The sequence below is a fragment of the Paenibacillus lactis genome (genome assembly GCF_017873605.1).
Classification (GTDB): Bacteria; Bacillota; Bacilli; order Paenibacillales; family Paenibacillaceae; genus Paenibacillus_AQ; species Paenibacillus_AQ lactis.
On record NZ_JAGGKI010000005.1, the window covers coordinates 193,957 to 209,533 of the forward strand.

Genomic DNA, 15,577 nt, shown 5'->3' on the forward strand with positions numbered 1-15,577 from the left:
AGGGAGGTTCATCCGATGAGAAAATCATGGCATCGTCTCGCTTCTGGCGCTGCGGCCGTGTTGTCACTGTCCCTGGTACTCTCCGCTTGCAGCGGAATCAAGAAAGAAGAAGCCGGATCCGCGGAGCCGGCAGACGGCAAGTCCATCACGCTCCGAATCATGTGGTGGGGATCTCAGGCAAGGCATGACGCAACTCTGAAAGCGCTTGATTTGTACTCCGAAAAGAACCCAGGCATCACATTCGAACCGGAGTACCAGTCATTCGACGGGTACCAAGACAAGCTGTCGACCCAGTCCGCGGGGAAAAACACGCCGGATATTTTCCAAATGGATGCCGCCTGGTTCAACGATTGGGCGTCCAGCGGACGGCTGGAGGATCTCTCCTCCATACCGACGGACCATATCGATAAGGCGCTGCTTGAGACAGGCACCTACCAAGGCAAACTGTACGCGATGCCGCTCGGCAACAACGCTTGGGGCATGGTGTACAACAAGACGATGATGGATAGCCTCGGCGTTCAGCCGCCGAAGACATGGGACGAGTTTTTTGCCATGGCGCGCGACCTGAAGCCGAAGCTGGCCAAGGACCAATACCTCACGCGTGACCTGACTGCGGACGGCGCGTTCTACATGTCGTATCAGCTGAGCATGGGCAAAGGCTTTTCCATGAGTAAGGACGGAAAATTCCATTATGACGAGGCTACCTGGAAGGATTGGATGAACAAATGGGCGGAGCTGCGCAAGGACAATCTCGTGACACCGCCTGACGTCACCGTATCGGATAAAGCGCAGGACGCACAAATGGACCTGCTCATTCAGGAGAAGATTCTGCTTCGGGGCGCGCATGCCGCGGAATTCGGCGGAACGGATGCCTTAAAACCCGGCGTGTTGGCGTTAACGACCCAGCCGAGGGGAACGCAGGCAGGCGGCTGGCTGAAAGCCTCCATGTACTGGAGCGTCAGTCCCAACAGTCAATACAAAGAAGAGGCGAAGAAGTTCATCGACTGGTTTGTCAACAGCGAGGAAGCCGGAGAAATTTTGGGTACTTCGCGCGGGATTCCGGTTAACAAAACCGTAGCCGATGCGCTCCAGCCCAAATTTACGGACGTCGATAAAAGCGCCCTCGGCCTGATTAACGAGGTGTCCAAGGACGGAGCCGCGTTTGACCCCGGTCCAGGGAATAAGGGCGGCTGGGCCAACTTCACGAAGGAATACGACAATATCACGCAGTCGATCATGTTCGGTAAAATCAGCATCGACGAGGGCTGGGACCAGATTGTCAAATTGAGCAAAACCCTGGAGTAATCCATGCCGTTAAGCTGTCTGTTTGAGTTTGGTAAAAACCGCCACGCGATAGCGATGGCACTCCGTAAAGCACCCGAAAATACCGGGTGCTTTACATTATGGAGCTTTGAAGTCTCCATAAGGCCTTTTAATTTTCTTCTTTAATTGGATACAACTCCTCTAAGCTGTTCATGTCTTTACTTCCAAGTACCGTTTCTCTGCCATTGGTGGTCATGTATCCATACTGGGATTGGCCTGAATGTGTAGAAACATTATAGAAAAACAACCGATCATTGCTAATTTGTGGATTCGTGAATTGGTTTACACGTAAGGGTATTCTGTTAGTAGTTTGCCCTATTCTTTGTTGACGTCGCTTCCTCGGAAGAATACGTACACGCCTTGGACGACGATAAGGATCAACCAGATCATCGTAACGAATATCCCCGATTCCTCATGATAGAACCAGATCTTCCCCGTCAGAATGGACTCTTGCAGTCCAGGTAAAAGCGGCGTGTCCATCCGCAGCCAGAAATTAACGATGATGTGAACAACGATGAACAAGGCAAGATGCTGCTTGAAATCCTTACGATTACCGAATTCTTTTTCCAGATTCATGTTCCTTGTCACCTCCCCGATTCGTGTAATGATCCATGATGTGATCGATATAGCGAACCACTTCTTCATCCATGCCGTAGATCAGCGGCGATTCCTGACTGGCTGCGTCGATGAAGCGAAAATATTTGGACTGTAGTTCCTCATCGCCGTTAAACCAACTGGATATGCATGCCTTCCATTGTTCGGCCAAATCCTCCACCAGAGGAGCGTCTTCATCGGCTCGCATGCTCTTGCGAGTCTTCTTGATAAGCTCCAAAGCCGTTAACAGGCGCGGGTCCTCGCTCCCGATTAAGGGAAGCTCCCTCAGCGCGTCGATCTCCTCTTCGGTAAATACATCGGCTGGAAACGTGGCCGGAATCTCGTGATCCACAAAATGCGGACTGTCGATTCTTTCGATGATATTAAAAACATGCTCATCATTTCGCCTACCCGACATTTCAATCGTTTGAATTACGCCTCTCAATATAAACTGCTTGCGCTTCAGATCATCGATCTTCTTCGAAGCCTGCTCGATCTGGGCTTGCAATAGTGGAACCCACGGGTCCGCATCCGACTCCGCTTCCGGTATTTGTTCATCGAATAATGCTTTGATTTGTTCCAGCGAATAGTCCATGGATTTCAAGGACAGGATCGTCTGGAGTTTGATGATGGCCTGATCATCGTAATAACGGTAGCCGTTTTCCCTTGAAATCGTCGGCTTTAAGAGTCCGATCTCATCATAATAATGCAGCGTTCTGCGGCTGATCTTGACTTTATGAATCATTTCTCCAATCGAATACATCATGCCAAGGCTCCCTTATCTTCCATATCTCATTCTCCATTAAAGAATACAACATCCGAAGCGTCGCTGATGAGATAGATTCCGGCGATGGTAGCAATTACGGCAAGAGCTTCTTGAGTATACGGTTCGATTTTTCGATTAATTTTAGACAGGAATCCGTTCGCCTTGTCTCCCACTAGATATCGGAGCGTAAGCAGCAAGCACGGCGGTGCAATCATAACCGCACAGTATGCGGCCAGCATGGGCATCCACTCATAAACCTCGAGCCCGCGCGTAGTCATCAGTCCGATGGCTGACAGAAAGGGAAGCATCGTCGCGGCCTCGATCATGGATACCGTGATTCCTAATTTCATCATGGAAAGATACGTATCCTGCGGTCTGATTCGTTCCAGCTTATAGCTCCTTCCTTTCGGTTTTTTGTCCAGCCGCACGCCAATCAGCACGAGGATGACCCCGAGGAATAGCTGAATGTACGATATGGCAGCATGCTCCTTCCACCCGGATAGCCAAAATTCAAACATCGCCCCCGCTCCGTTCATGAGTGCGATGCCCAGCAAAATATAAAAACCGGCTACGCTCAACAGATACACCATGATGCGAAGAGGACGGTAAGCGTTAGATAACAACAAAAAAATCGTCACGACGATCGATGCAAAGCTAAGGCTATCCAGCAAGGCCAATCCCAGGATGGTAATCCACATATCGTCCCTCCCTTATGTCATGATGCGATCCTATATATTCATAACATTGACGTTAACGTGGAAGTCAACGGCAAAAAAACGCCGCATGGTCTATCAGACAACACGGCGTTCTTCGTTCAGGTACATATGATCTATTGTTGAATCTGTATCCGGTACACCAAGCTGTCAAAATCCCCGCGCAGCGGCAGCTCGATCCCGATGTTCATGAGTGCCCTGCCGCTCCATGTACCGGCCACCCCCTCAATGGCATACGACTGATCGGCTTGCAGCCCGGTCAGCCGCAGTCTCGGCAGCGGCTCGCCCAGCTTCTGGCTGTGCAGGAACGCAAACAGCACTTAGTCGCCGCCGTCTTCGCTGCCGTACTGCACGGCTGTTACGCCTTTATGCCGAAGCGAGTCTAGGCGATACTGGCCGTTCCACAAGCCACCTTTAAAAAATGATATTGACACGACACCAAACGGTGACCTAAAATCGAAGTATCACCAAATGGTGTCCAATTAGCAGCCATGCTGCCAATGCCTTGACCGTTTTTATAGGTAAAGACCATGCTCTTTACAGATGCCCGCATTAGCAAAGTAAACTGTTCCAAAATAAGTAAGGGAGTTGGGGATATTGAGCTTTTTTCAAGACATGTTCGCCGTATTCAAAAAGAGAGAGCTGCCATTGATGGAAAGCCGCAAAGAATCAGAAGACGTATATTCATTTCTATTTGAGAAAGATAAGGATTTAACCTGGAAAGCAGGGCAATATGGTTTGTTTAGCATCACGCATAAGACCATCAAAAATCCTACGAAACCATTCAGCCTAGCTGCCGCTCCCGCAGAGAATATGGTTAAAATCACAACTCGTATTGGTGAAAACCCAAGCGATTTCAAGAAAGCACTGCTAGAATTAAAGCCCGGCATGAAAATCAAAATGAGCGGTCCTGTAGGGTCCTTCTATCTCCAAGATAACAGCCCCTCGCTGCTGATCGCAGGCGGAATTGGCATCACACCGTACCGGTCAATCCTTAAGCAGTTAGAGGCCGAGGGGAGTAAAGACGCGAAGCAGCAAAAACTGCTCTATTTGGATGGCAATAAAGCTTATATTTACAAAGATGAGCTTGATAAATTGGCTACCCGCACTTCACTAAATGTAGCTTATCTTGATTCAAGGGATGACTTGCATGAGGAAATTGAAAGGTTTAAAGCCTTACATAACAACAATGGTAAATACTTTATAGCAGGACCGAAGTCCATGGTGGAGTCTATTTCTAGCTATTTACTAAATCAAAATATATCCAAGCGGAATATTAAAAAGGACGCCTTCTTTGGATATTAGTTCATCTTTGAAACCTTTACTTGAAACCATGCTGCAAAGGTGGTGAAATATAAACGGCGGTCCCCTCAAACATCTTTAGATTACTAACAGCGAAAATCAATTCTTTTAGGAGGGTTGTCGTGATAGAGAATCATTCATCAAGGGATGTGTTTGACGCCATCGCAGATCCCACTAGACGCCAACTGATTCATCTGTTGTCACAGGCGGACGAGAAACCGCTTCATGAACTTACGTCGCAGTTTTCAATGGGCCGAACCGCGGTATCCAAGCATTTGACGGTTCTTAAAGAGGCCGGACTGGTGCTTGACCGGAAAGTAGGCAGAGAAACACGATTTAAGCTGAACGCCGCTCCGCTTCGAGAAGTCCAGGATTGGGTGGCTTATTATAGCAAATACTGGACGAACAATATGTTGCGCCTGGGCCAGCTTTTAGAGGAGGAGAAACATTGAGCTTAGTATTATCCCTGGATTTTCAGTACACCACATCGATCGAGAAGGCTTGGGCGGCCTTAACCGATCCCAACAAGTTGGCACAGTGGATCACGGCCAATGATTTTAAGCCTGTCGTGGGGCATCGTTTTCAGTTTCGCCATGAGCCGAACGAATATTGGGACGGAATCGTTGACGGCGAAGTGCTGATCGTGGAGGAACCGACCCGGTTGTCCTATTCCTGGGCTGCCGGTGACGAACGGCATACCGTTACCTGGACGCTGCAGGATTTAGGAGACGGAAGAGTTAACCTTCATCTCGAACAAACGGGCTTCTCCCATGTTCATGGACTCGAAGGGGCTAGATACGGCTGGACAGAATGGTTCGGCAAGTTTGAGCAGGTGCTGGAAGGATAACCGCATTCAGTACAAAAACTTGCCTTGCTCTTCCCATGGCTAAGTTTTGGGACGATCGTTTGAACCCTTGCTTAGCCCGAACAAATAAACCGGCTGCGTGTGTGCGGCCGGTTTATATCTGTAGTATTGGACATGCCGGCAAGCTCTCATTTCTTTCAGGTTTGTAAAACGAATGATTGACGTATTGATCTTAGGAGGGTACAACATGGAAGTTTTTAAAGAATTTTTAGAGCGTATCGATAACCCGCAGCATCGTGCACGAACGGAAGAAGTGATCGGTTGGGTCGCTTCGAAATTCCCTAATTTAGTGCCTAAAATTGCATGGAATCAGCCCATGTTTACCGATCATGGCACATATATTATTGGCTTTAGCGTATCTAAACAGCATCTGGCTGTTTCCCCTGAACGGGCCGGGATTAGTCAATTCGCTGATGAAATTGCGCAAGCCGGCTATGGTCACACCAAGGAATTGCTGCGTATACGGTGGGATCAACCGGTTGATTTCTCACTGCTTGAGAAAATGATCGAATTTAATATGATGGATAAAGCTGACTGTTCGACCTTTTGGCGGTAAATAGGGCAAACTGGATATTCCGTTCATGGCGAGCCGTCGAATCCTGATTGAGACTTTTTTCTAAATGCCGGGGACCGGGTCTCCCGTATAGCCTAAACACATTAGCTTAGCTATATGGTTTAGCCTAACATATCTAATCGCGTGCGATGATACAACAATCCATACCGTCAGGTCCCGTAAACCAGGCCAAGCGGCCCTCCGACTGAAATGGTTTCATAGAACATCCTCCTCCAGACCGCAAAAAAGCGCACACTCCTCCCAAGGAGTGTGCGCTAAATTGATATGAAATTCATATGTTAAAAAAAACATGGTGAATTTTGTATTTCAATTGGTGCTTAATTCTACTGCCGAGGCTGTCTAATGGCACAAATCAGGATAAATAATGGACACGAAAGCGACTACAATCCTCCTCTTGTGCCGATGACGGAAACGGTGCGGTGGGACAAATGAAGATAAGCCCGAAACGCGAAGTTCCTGGCTTTTCTCCATTTCAAGACTAGTGCACTTAATGGCTTAAGGTGTACAAATAATAACCATAGTCGGTAGGCGTACCGGGATGTCCGATTTGTCTAAGCATGGCGGTTACATTGCCCCTGTGGTACGTCCCGTGATTAACCACATGCTGGATATATTCTAGGGATCTGGCTTTAAAGTCTCCGGACGGATAAACGGTTTCGAGATTTTCATGCAACTCGATGAACTGCCGGAATCGCACCGCCAAATCATCCATTAACTGTCCGAGCTCTTCGATTCGCTTTCCTTCCGTTTCCGCAACAAGCCGATCGATCGACTCCTTCAAATTCTCCAGATACGCAGGCGACATTTCCGTGACTCCGCCCGCTTTAAAGAACGACAGCCATCCGGAATCAATGACATAGATGTGAACCATCGTGTCGTAAATGGATGGAAAGACACTGACAATCTTCTTGCGATATACTTCCTCCGAAAGCCCTTGTAAATATTCGCAAACCTTACGGTTTGCCCATACGTGGTAATCATACTGCTGCAAAATCCATGCTTTCAAATCGATATTCCCCTTTGTATAGACGGGGAAACACGCAGTTTAAGGGCAATTATGCGTTAATCCCCATATTGGTTTGCCCGTTTATAATTGTTGTTTTCATCTCAAACGCCTCCTGATCTTAACCTGATCCAATTATAGCACAATGACGGCTAGGTGTTTTCCAAAAAGTTATTTGAAAGAAAGCTAACATCACTTGGTAAACTACCGTTTACAGGATTATAAAATTAAAGCCAGCTTATCGCCTACTACACTTGCCCCAGAAATTGTATCCACCCTGCTTACAAATTTATTTCTTCGCGGAAGCTCCTTGCTTTGTGTACATCATTCCCTGTATCAGTTTGTATAAAAAACATAGTAAAAGCGAGAAGGCAATCATCATGAAATACGTGTTCCAATTAAAGAACTGATTATTCATATGGATCGATAAAATACCGTCCGTAATGGATTCGATATGAGCCCAGTCTGCTTCACCATATCTTGATTCGAATGCCGCTGCTTGGATCTCCCTGTAAATGTCGAGCCTGTGCAGCTGATAGGCATATCCAGCAATGATATAGCCGGCAAGAGCTATGATCAGCAAGCTTGAAACGCTGGGGGCCATCTTCACATTTTTCAGTATACGAATCCATTGATAAACCAACACCGAAAAAAGAATGCCAAGCGGGATGAGCAGGAGTATAGCCGGATTCCCGTTACCTGAACTGACGCCGGGTCTAGGTGTCATCGCATTTCCGAGCAAAACCAGAATCAAGCAGACCAGCGCATTGATGAACAGACCTGCATATCGTTTCATCCTCATTTATCCCCCCTCGCTCAAGCTTACCTGCACATGATAGCTGGCAGACAGCACCCTAGCGTTGAAGATCCACATCAGAGCCGAATGATCTCCTGTACCGTTAAAGAGGAGCAGCGGCGGATTCTCCGGTTTCCCGGCCGTTATGATGTGCATGATACCCTATTGGGTTGACACACCTACTTCCTTGTAGGCTATACTCTATCCGTCTAACAATCGGTCAGAGGATTCATGGATAAGCCTTCCTTGGTGCCTACGGAATCGGTGATCATTACACATCGCAATAAATCCAATCGGTTTACGTTCTTGGTATTGGCGGTCTTGTGAGAATCTCTATGCTTTGCACGAACCCATGATCATCAAAGTTGATAAACAACCACTCGTTTCGGCCATCTTCTTTTCCGGCCCCCAGATTATACACAGCATGATCGGTTTCATTCACGCTCCACATGGCATTATCGTTAGCACCGAGAGCATTCATGATCTCCGCTTGCGTTAATCCGATCAGATCATGCTCCTTCAACATCGCATCGACCATCTGTGCGCGCTGTTCCGGATAACCGACCCATCGGTTATAGTCAAATCGATGCTCCGACTGAGTCTGTGATAAGGCATATAAAGAGAAAAATAATAGAATCACACCGATGCTTGCAGTAAACCACAAATGCTGTTTATGCAGCTTTATCCATGACACCCGAGCGATCATATAAAGCGCAGACCATAGCGTTATGATTGGCAACGAGGCAAACAGTACCGTGCCGAATGTCATTTCGGCTTGAAGGTGGTAGATGAGCCGGATCCCGATTCCATAGGCGATCAGGTAGAAAGCAGTGATAAGTCCGAGCACGAGGGCATGCGGATTCCATCTTACTTGATATTCAGATGACATTATCTCCTCACCCCCATTACATGCTAGCCGGTTCCTCACCGCGCACCATTCACAGCCAACTCAAAGCCTTCTCATTAGCTCCAATCCGAACTCCTACTGCATGCTGCCCACTTTATCCTCACCCGAAATGACCTTGCATGCAAACACAATGGTCAGATACTCCACCTGGTGTCCATTGCCATAGGTATACCGGCGCTCCTCTCCGCCGTAGACCCCGAGAATCCGTTCAGGAATTACGTCAAGGCCCGTCTCTTCCTTCGCCTCCCGGACCATGGCATCTGCTGGCAGCTCTCCTAATTCGATCGAGCCGGCGATTAATCCCCACTGGGACTCCCGGTGCTTACGCCCAAACAAAATATGACCTTGTTCATTCCGGATAATACCTGCCACGCTTGGCATAAAAATCAGCTGGTTCCCAATCTTCTCTCTCAATGCTTTGTAATAATCCGACATTCCCATTGCTGTGTTCAGCTCCTCTTTTGCAAGTTAAGATTTCTCCTCGAAAAACACGCTCAGAATAAGGACGGATTAAACACCGTTAACGGCAATATATTACCAGCCAGAAGGTTGTCGGAAATCTGCCGCATTACCCCCGCGTCCCGATAATCGATGTGTCCACTAGTAAGATCCTGCAGTCGTACCCAGCGGCTATCCTGAATCTCATCCGGAGCAGGCCGAAGAGCCTCCCCTGCCATTTCCCCGACAAAGTGAAACAGGACGACATGACTGTTCAAGCTGCTAATAAACTCATATACGCCGGTGGTTCCCGTCAGCCGGACATCATATCCTGTCTCTTCCTTGACTTCCCGTACGGCAGCCGCTTGAATAGGCTCTCCCTTCTCGATTCGACCGCCTGGAAAGCTCCACTTATGCCTTACTAAAGGTTTATTCTCCTGAATGAGAAGTACCCTGTCTTCATGGACGATGGATACGTTGACCACCATTACTCTCCCGTTGTCTGCCATGTCTGATCCTCCTAGCGGCCTCATACCATAAAAAAACCGCCTATGGCCAAATGTCACGGGCGGGTTCTGAGGTGAGTTTTCATTATAATTGTTCGTCAAACTTCCTAGTTCTAAATAATTGGATGGATATCGCCAGTTTACCTTTAACAAACATGAATCGCAAGCATCCTCTCGATCCCCTATAGGAATCGTACAGCCCCCGCCCCTTCTTTCCTTTCCCCTCAGATCGTCTCCTTCTCACGAAGGAGCATCCACTTCCGGCCGAATGGATCGATTACATCCAAAAACCAGGCAAAGCCTTCATCCCGGGTCTCCTCAACCGCCGCACCAGCGGCTGATAGATAAGTGCGCAGCTCCTCGATTTCCCGATTGGTTTTGAAAATAAATGAAGCCTCGTAGGATGTGGCATTGTTACCCCGGGGAGCACATTCCAAGATCAGATTTGGACTGTTATATAATGTGAGCATGTAAAAGCCCGGTTCTTCCATTAATGTCTTGAAACCAAAGTATGTACGATACCAGTCCGCAGCAGCGTGAAGCTCCGTCTCAGGAAAGGTCATGCGGATATCCTCTAAAGTCTCAAGAACAGGCTCATCCGTTTCTTCCTCCATCGCAGATGACAGAGGGATCGGCTTGAATCCCCCCTCATAGCACAGGGCCTTCACCTCGCCTGCATGAAGCGCTCGATTGTAAATACGAAGATCGTCAATACTGCCCCGAAAGAAGAAGTAAGGTTCGTCCGTCGATTTTCTGCCAATATACAACGGCTCTTGATGACAAGGCGTAAAGCTTCCTGGTCGTTCTGAGCTCAGAATGCCGTTTACGTACATCCGATACCGGGAGACTGAATAGGTAACCACCACATGGTACCACTGATCCTTTACAATCTTGGCCGGGAATGAGAGATCCGGCTCACGCAGGAAGCCGTGTAAGACGATGCCCGTATCCTTCGTGCTAAGCTGAAGAACCCGATTCCGGTTATGCCCGTCCTGAGAGAGGATAGCGCTATGCCAGCCCCGGAACACGGTCTGCTCGTCATAACGACACCACACGGAGATCGAGAATGCTTCCTGAGGAAGAGTCGGCGGCTGCCTAATCTCAACGAAACTTCTCTTCCATCCAAAGTCAAGGCACTCTCTTTTCGACCGAACCGATCCGGGCCGTAACTTACCTCTGACTGCAAACCATGGTGCCCGCCGCCGCTGCTATCCTTAATTTCCTTGTTAAACAGATATTCTAGGATAAGCCCGTTACGCAAATCGATAGGATATTCCAACCTGCCGAATAACTCGTCAATCGTGATGCCGAACAGATCAGCAAGCATTGGAATGAGCATAATGTCCGGACAAGACTGCCCATTCTCCCACTTGCTGACCGCTTGATAGGTAACCCCGAGCCTCCCGGCCAGCTGCTCCTGTGTCAAACCGAGCTGTTTTCTGAGTCTGACAATATTTCCGCTTATCACATTGTACGCCTGATCCATCTTGCAAGACCACCACACTTTCCTTTGATGAATCCACTATAACCAATGCCTAATCGAAGGTGTATAACGCGGAAGTAGAGCAGTCGCTCTCCCCTTCTCAACTTCCGGTTGAACTGTTGCAAACAAACAGCCGCCCACAGGTTCCCTCCTTCACAAGTTCTCATACCTGTTCCAGCAGCTCCGGCAGCATGTCCAAATGCTTCGCAAGCCAGTCCATTTCCCATGCAAAACGGGCCGGGGGCCCTTGATGCTCAAGAATGTTAGCGTTGACCCACCACACGCTCTCCATATACCACAGCCAGCGAATGCCTTGAACGAGATAGCCTTCCGGCACTTCCCGTTCTTCACGGTAGCCTTCCATAAAGGCGGAAACCAAGACTACATCCAGCTCCGAATGGAGCGCGCATGATAGGACGGCGCGTGCGATATCCAGCTGCGGATAATCGTAGTTGAGCCGGTCAAAATCAAGAATGGCCGCCACCCCTGCAGGTCGAAACAACAAATTATCGACCCATACATCGCGATGAGCCCATCCGGGCTGCATGGGGTTCAACTCATCCCGAAACCGTTCCGTTGCAGTATACTGGGTTTCCAGGGCCGTGAGTACTTCCGGGATCTCACTCTCCGCGGCTTGCTCCATGGCTCTCTTCCAATAGTCAAGACGCTCCATGCGGCTAGGGGGAACGAATTGCGGCTTGTCCTTCACTCCGAGCGAGCCATCGTTCAATACCCGATGCATGAGGGCGACCTCTCTCCCCAACGCCCGCATTTGATCGGCATTCGTTCCCCCGGGAGCAACCAGCTGCCCTTCACAGAATTCCATAACCATGAAACGCTCGCCCTGATCCGACTTCAGGAAATAACGTCCCTCATTCGTAAGCAACGCCGGGCATTTCACCCCTCTAGTTCGCAAGCGGATCTGCTGTGAAAACGCCATCAGCAGCACTTCCTCATCATACAGCTTAAATCGATCCCGGTTATATTGCTTCAGAAGATATGTCCCCTGATCCGTCTCCAATTTCCATTTCAGATTCAGCCAGCCCCGGCGAATCGAAATCGCCTCATGAACGACAAGACCCATGTCGCGTTGAATCGAAACAAGTAAATCCTCCAAAATCATCCTATCCGCTTGAACCTGCTCCACCGTTATAACCAACTCCTACCGAGCATGTTTTTTTATCACACAGGACCTATTCTTCATGGAGACGTTCCGCTCCTTCTGATCATTAACGTACCTGCGAAGCTTACAATATATAAAAGCGGTCAAAACCTAAAAAAATGTAAATACGACGCCCCGCCAACATGGGTTATGATAAGGGCGAATAAGAAAGGAGGTGGGCCTTCGTCATCGGAGTGATCGAACGTCCATAAGATAAAAGGAGGAAGAGGATGAATGAAGTGGGCAAGGAGGATAACCCCCATTATGATCGTGCTCATGTTACTTTCGACCGGATCGCTGGCTGCAGCAGGAGAACCGCATGCAGCGGAAGATACAGAAGCTTCATCTGGCCCCTTGCGGATTATGAGCTTTAATCTGCGCTATGCGGCCAATGACAGCCAGCCTTGGGAGAAGCGGCGTCCCGTTATGAAGCAACTGATTTTGAACCAGCAGCCGCACATCATCGGGACCCAAGAAGGCCTACACCGACAAATCGTCGATCTTGAGTCTGACCTTCCCGGTTATGACTGGATCGGCGTTGGACGGGAGGGCGGAAGCTTAGGGGAGTATATGGCGATTTTTTATAACAAGGAACGGCTGAAGCCCCTGGAGCAGTCCCACTTCTGGCTGTCGGATACGCCTCAGATCATCAGCTCGGCAAGCTGGGGCAACCAAATTCCGCGCATGGTCACTTGGGTTCGTTTCCAGGACCTGCGCAGCGGCAAAACCTTTTATATGGTGAATACGCATCTCGACCACCAATCGGAGAACTCCCGCCAGAAAAGCGCTGAGCTGATCATGGATAAGCTTGCAGCCTTTGACAAGGACATTCCTGTTGTGATCACCGGGGACTTCAATACGCGACCGGGCAGCGATACGCATTCGATATTTACCGGCAGCGGACTGATGGACGGCCATCTCAGTGCCAAAAAACGGACCAACGATCACTTGGGAACGTTCCACAATTACAAGGATCCCACCGGTGGAGGCAGCGATAACCGCATCGACTGGATTCTGCACAGCACAGGGTGGAATGTCCTGCACAGCACGATCATCGACGAGCACGAGAACGGCCAGTATCCAAGCGACCACTATCCTGTCATGATCGAAGCCATCCTGCAAAAAGCAAGCAAAACAACCGAGGATACGGTGCCAAAACAGCCCTTGACGACCTCCCTTCACATCACCGAGGTGGTTGCGAACTCGAACGAGCAGGGGAACTACAATTATGTCGAGGTGTTTAATCCGACGGACCGTACCATCGATTTGGAAGGATATCAAATCTATTACTACTACGATCCTGCCCGGCCATTCGATAAATCCAAATCCAATCGCTGGACGATCACGAAGGATCAGTACAGTACGGACACGACCCTGCGCCCAGGTGAAGCCAAGGTCATCTGGATTAAGAAACAGCCCTGCTGTTATGAGCTGACGATGCAGGATTTTCTGGAAAACTATGAAATTACAGATGAGGCGCTGGACCCGTCGCAGCTGCTGGCCGTCTTCACGCCCGGGAATAATCAAGGTTTGAACGGTACGGCTACGAACGGCCGCGCATTAGGGATTGCGTCCCCGGCAGGCACTCATCAGATTGGGATTATGTACAATAACGGAGGGCTCGATGTCGGAGTCAACGAATCCGTAACCTATCTCGAGCCCGAGTCACTGTCAAGCCTGATGCAAAAAGGCGCAACGCATCAGCTTCCTACGCCGGGAACACCATAATCCTCCCGGATACGCCCTGTCCGAAGCAGGCTTCAGCCTTTCCCTTTTTAAAAGGAAAACATCCCTAAACTTTCAATCCCTGCAGGGGAGCTAAGGGAAAGCGGATCCTTAATAAGAGCCTAATAATGACTAAAAAGCAGGCTAACACAAACCTCCCCCTCAGCGGTCGAATCGACCCGCTGCAGGGGGAGATAAGTGTTCCAAGCCATCCTGCCGCCAGCCATTCATTGCATTGTTCAACCCGCATTTAAGGTTTTCATAAAGCCTCGTTTGGCTCCGGCAAATCCGATCGACTCATAGAAGCGATGGGCATCCGCCCGCTCGTTGCTCGAAGCCAGGATCATATAATTGCACTGATGCTCTTCGGCAAAACGCTGCAGTTCCTGCATTAATCCTTTCCCGACTCCTTTCCCTTGGGCATCTGGTGAAACGACGACATTCTCAATGAGCAAGAACGGTTTGCAGTTCCCCACAAGATCTATGCATACGATACCCATGGCAGTCCCGACCAGCTTCTCATTCCGATAAGCGCCGGCTACATAATATTCCGGCTTCGCGGATAGTCGTTCGATTTGCTGCTTCATCGCTTCTATATCGGATTCCTTCCCGACAAATTCTGTGAACAATGCGGATAAAACCGCTGCATCTTCTGTCGTTACCCGATGATACGCTATTGTCATAGTTTCATCCTCATTTCGCATCAATCTAGTTGTCCTTCGATTCATTTCCAGCGCTCAGGCTGCCCGAAAGATCAAGCTTGGCCACAACCTCCCCCATCGACCACGGCATGATTCCGATTTCCTCGAATCCCGCTTGCGCATAGAGTGCGCTGGCATGCTTGTTATCCGGGTGATAGCTCAGCATGATAACATCGGTTCGGTCTGGTTTCGAGCGAATATGATCGACAACCTGCTGGAGAGCTTGCCTGCCATACCCGCGCCCTTGATATTTCGCATCGATCATCAATCGATAAATCCAGTAGTTACCATCATCCTCATCCGGACCATACATCGTAAATCCGACCATCGTCTCTTCCGCATAAATGGCCATCGCCACAAAGCCTTCGAGAAACTGAACCTGGGCAATTGAATAAAGATTAGAGGCAATAAAGCCGGCCTGCTCCGGCTTGGCTTTTAGTTGAATACACGCTTCCCAGTTATTCGCATCCACCGGCCTAAGCTCAATACTCATGAAATCCCCCTTAATCTGTAACCATTGTTTCGGCCGTGCTTAAGTCGATTTATTCCAATGACGGTAAATGGCCTTTAAGCACATCATAGCATAAGGGATCCTATCAAAGCCGGTATCAAACGGTTTAAAAGATACCTAACCTGTGTGCCGGAGAAAGAATTATCCATGGTATCCTTCAACAACAAACCAATAAATCAACATCTGGCCAAAATACATCGTTCCGTCC

18 protein-coding genes and 2 pseudogenes are annotated in these 15,577 nt (G+C 49.0%); 6 read left to right on the plus strand and 14 right to left on the minus strand.

Annotated elements, in window-relative coordinates; translation table 11 throughout:
- Positions 1 to 15 precede the first annotated feature (15 nt).
- Positions 16 to 1,305 carry an ABC transporter substrate-binding protein gene (locus J2Z18_RS11820; protein WP_210094737.1) on the plus strand — a complete coding sequence of 430 codons (1,290 nt, stop codon included), beginning with the start codon at positions 16 to 18 and terminating at the stop codon, positions 1,303 to 1,305.
- Between the two features lie 333 nt (positions 1,306 to 1,638).
- Here the strand turns inward: J2Z18_RS11820 and J2Z18_RS11825 are convergent, their stop codons facing one another.
- The 4 genes and pseudogenes from J2Z18_RS11825 to J2Z18_RS11840 all read right to left on the minus strand — a co-directional run.
- Entirely contained in the window at positions 1,639 to 1,899 is a 261-nt protein-coding gene (locus J2Z18_RS11825) for a 2TM domain-containing protein (RefSeq protein ID WP_007127960.1), read from the minus strand.
- The gene (locus J2Z18_RS11830) at positions 1,874 to 2,683 is read right to left on the minus strand and encodes a MerR family transcriptional regulator (RefSeq protein WP_040737896.1); all 810 of its coding nucleotides are present in this window, start codon (positions 2,681 to 2,683) and stop codon (positions 1,874 to 1,876) included. The genes J2Z18_RS11825 and J2Z18_RS11830 overlap by 26 nt, the downstream gene beginning before the upstream one ends.
- A 26-nt stretch (positions 2,684 to 2,709) precedes the next feature.
- Positions 2,710 to 3,381, minus strand: coding sequence for a GAP family protein (locus J2Z18_RS11835; RefSeq protein WP_007127958.1), 672 nt, complete (start codon positions 3,379 to 3,381; stop codon positions 2,710 to 2,712).
- Between the two features lie 131 nt (positions 3,382 to 3,512).
- Positions 3,513 to 3,800 (minus strand): annotated as a pseudogene (locus J2Z18_RS11840) (GH36 C-terminal domain-containing protein); the annotation flags it as partial.
- Between the two features lie 193 nt (positions 3,801 to 3,993).
- On the opposite strand from J2Z18_RS11840, the gene J2Z18_RS11845 reads away from it, so the two are divergent.
- From J2Z18_RS11845 to J2Z18_RS11860, 4 genes are all read left to right on the plus strand, one after another.
- Positions 3,994 to 4,701 carry an FAD-dependent oxidoreductase gene (locus J2Z18_RS11845; protein ID WP_007127956.1) on the plus strand — a complete coding sequence of 236 codons (708 nt, stop codon included), beginning with the start codon at positions 3,994 to 3,996 and terminating at the stop codon, positions 4,699 to 4,701.
- A gap of 119 nt (positions 4,702 to 4,820) precedes the next feature.
- On the plus strand, positions 4,821 to 5,150 hold the full coding sequence (locus J2Z18_RS11850) for an ArsR/SmtB family transcription factor (protein ID WP_210094738.1): 330 nt from the start codon (positions 4,821 to 4,823) through the stop codon (positions 5,148 to 5,150).
- A complete protein-coding gene (locus tag J2Z18_RS11855; protein WP_210094739.1) occupies positions 5,147 to 5,545 on the plus strand; it encodes an SRPBCC family protein in 399 nt (132 codons plus the stop codon). Before J2Z18_RS11850 ends, J2Z18_RS11855 begins: the two co-directional genes overlap by 4 nt.
- A 205-nt stretch (positions 5,546 to 5,750) precedes the next feature.
- Complete coding sequence (locus J2Z18_RS11860; protein ID WP_007127953.1) at positions 5,751 to 6,119, plus strand: iron chaperone; 369 nt, start codon at positions 5,751 to 5,753, stop codon at positions 6,117 to 6,119.
- A 505-nt stretch (positions 6,120 to 6,624) separates the two neighbouring features.
- Here J2Z18_RS11860 and J2Z18_RS11865 read toward each other — a convergent pair.
- From J2Z18_RS11865 to J2Z18_RS11895, 8 genes and pseudogenes are all read right to left on the minus strand, one after another.
- Entirely contained in the window at positions 6,625 to 7,143 is a 519-nt protein-coding gene (locus J2Z18_RS11865) for a DinB family protein (protein ID WP_210094740.1), read from the minus strand.
- Positions 7,144 to 7,429: 286 nt separating this feature from the next.
- Positions 7,430 to 7,936 carry a hypothetical protein gene (locus J2Z18_RS11870; protein WP_244869150.1) on the minus strand — a complete coding sequence of 169 codons (507 nt, stop codon included), beginning with the start codon at positions 7,934 to 7,936 and terminating at the stop codon, positions 7,430 to 7,432.
- Positions 7,937 to 8,234: 298 nt separating this feature from the next.
- Positions 8,235 to 8,825 (minus strand): hypothetical protein, encoded by a 591-nt coding sequence (locus J2Z18_RS11875; protein ID WP_210094742.1) that lies wholly within the window; start codon positions 8,823 to 8,825, stop codon positions 8,235 to 8,237.
- A gap of 93 nt (positions 8,826 to 8,918) precedes the next feature.
- Positions 8,919 to 9,284 (minus strand): NUDIX domain-containing protein, encoded by a 366-nt coding sequence (locus J2Z18_RS11880; protein WP_210094743.1) that lies wholly within the window; start codon positions 9,282 to 9,284, stop codon positions 8,919 to 8,921.
- A gap of 53 nt (positions 9,285 to 9,337) precedes the next feature.
- A complete protein-coding gene (locus J2Z18_RS11885) occupies positions 9,338 to 9,790 on the minus strand; it encodes an NUDIX hydrolase (RefSeq protein ID WP_210094744.1) in 453 nt (150 codons plus the stop codon).
- 221 nt (positions 9,791 to 10,011) lie between these two features.
- Positions 10,012 to 10,842: a LamG domain-containing protein gene (locus tag J2Z18_RS11890; RefSeq protein WP_244869151.1), complete on the minus strand. Its 831-nt coding sequence runs from the start codon at positions 10,840 to 10,842 to the stop codon at positions 10,012 to 10,014.
- A gap of 290 nt (positions 10,843 to 11,132) precedes the next feature.
- Positions 11,133 to 11,273 (minus strand): annotated as a pseudogene (gene relB, locus J2Z18_RS30400) (type II toxin-antitoxin system RelB family anti-toxin); the annotation flags it as partial.
- Between the two features lie 160 nt (positions 11,274 to 11,433).
- Positions 11,434 to 12,417 carry a phosphotransferase gene (locus J2Z18_RS11895; RefSeq protein ID WP_210094745.1) on the minus strand — a complete coding sequence of 328 codons (984 nt, stop codon included), beginning with the start codon at positions 12,415 to 12,417 and terminating at the stop codon, positions 11,434 to 11,436.
- A gap of 279 nt (positions 12,418 to 12,696) precedes the next feature.
- Here J2Z18_RS11895 and J2Z18_RS11900 point away from each other — a divergent pair, with 279 nt between their 5' ends.
- Positions 12,697 to 14,160 carry an endonuclease/exonuclease/phosphatase family protein gene (locus J2Z18_RS11900; RefSeq protein ID WP_244869152.1) on the plus strand — a complete coding sequence of 488 codons (1,464 nt, stop codon included), beginning with the start codon at positions 12,697 to 12,699 and terminating at the stop codon, positions 14,158 to 14,160.
- Positions 14,161 to 14,396: 236 nt separating this feature from the next.
- Here the strand turns inward: J2Z18_RS11900 and J2Z18_RS11905 are convergent, their stop codons facing one another.
- Both J2Z18_RS11905 and J2Z18_RS11910 read right to left on the minus strand, forming a co-directional pair.
- The gene (locus tag J2Z18_RS11905) at positions 14,397 to 14,840 is read right to left on the minus strand and encodes a GNAT family N-acetyltransferase (RefSeq protein ID WP_210094747.1); all 444 of its coding nucleotides are present in this window, start codon (positions 14,838 to 14,840) and stop codon (positions 14,397 to 14,399) included.
- Between the two features lie 25 nt (positions 14,841 to 14,865).
- On the minus strand, positions 14,866 to 15,351 hold the full coding sequence (locus J2Z18_RS11910) for a GNAT family N-acetyltransferase (RefSeq protein ID WP_007127942.1): 486 nt from the start codon (positions 15,349 to 15,351) through the stop codon (positions 14,866 to 14,868).
- Between the last annotated feature and the right edge of the window lie 226 nt (positions 15,352 to 15,577).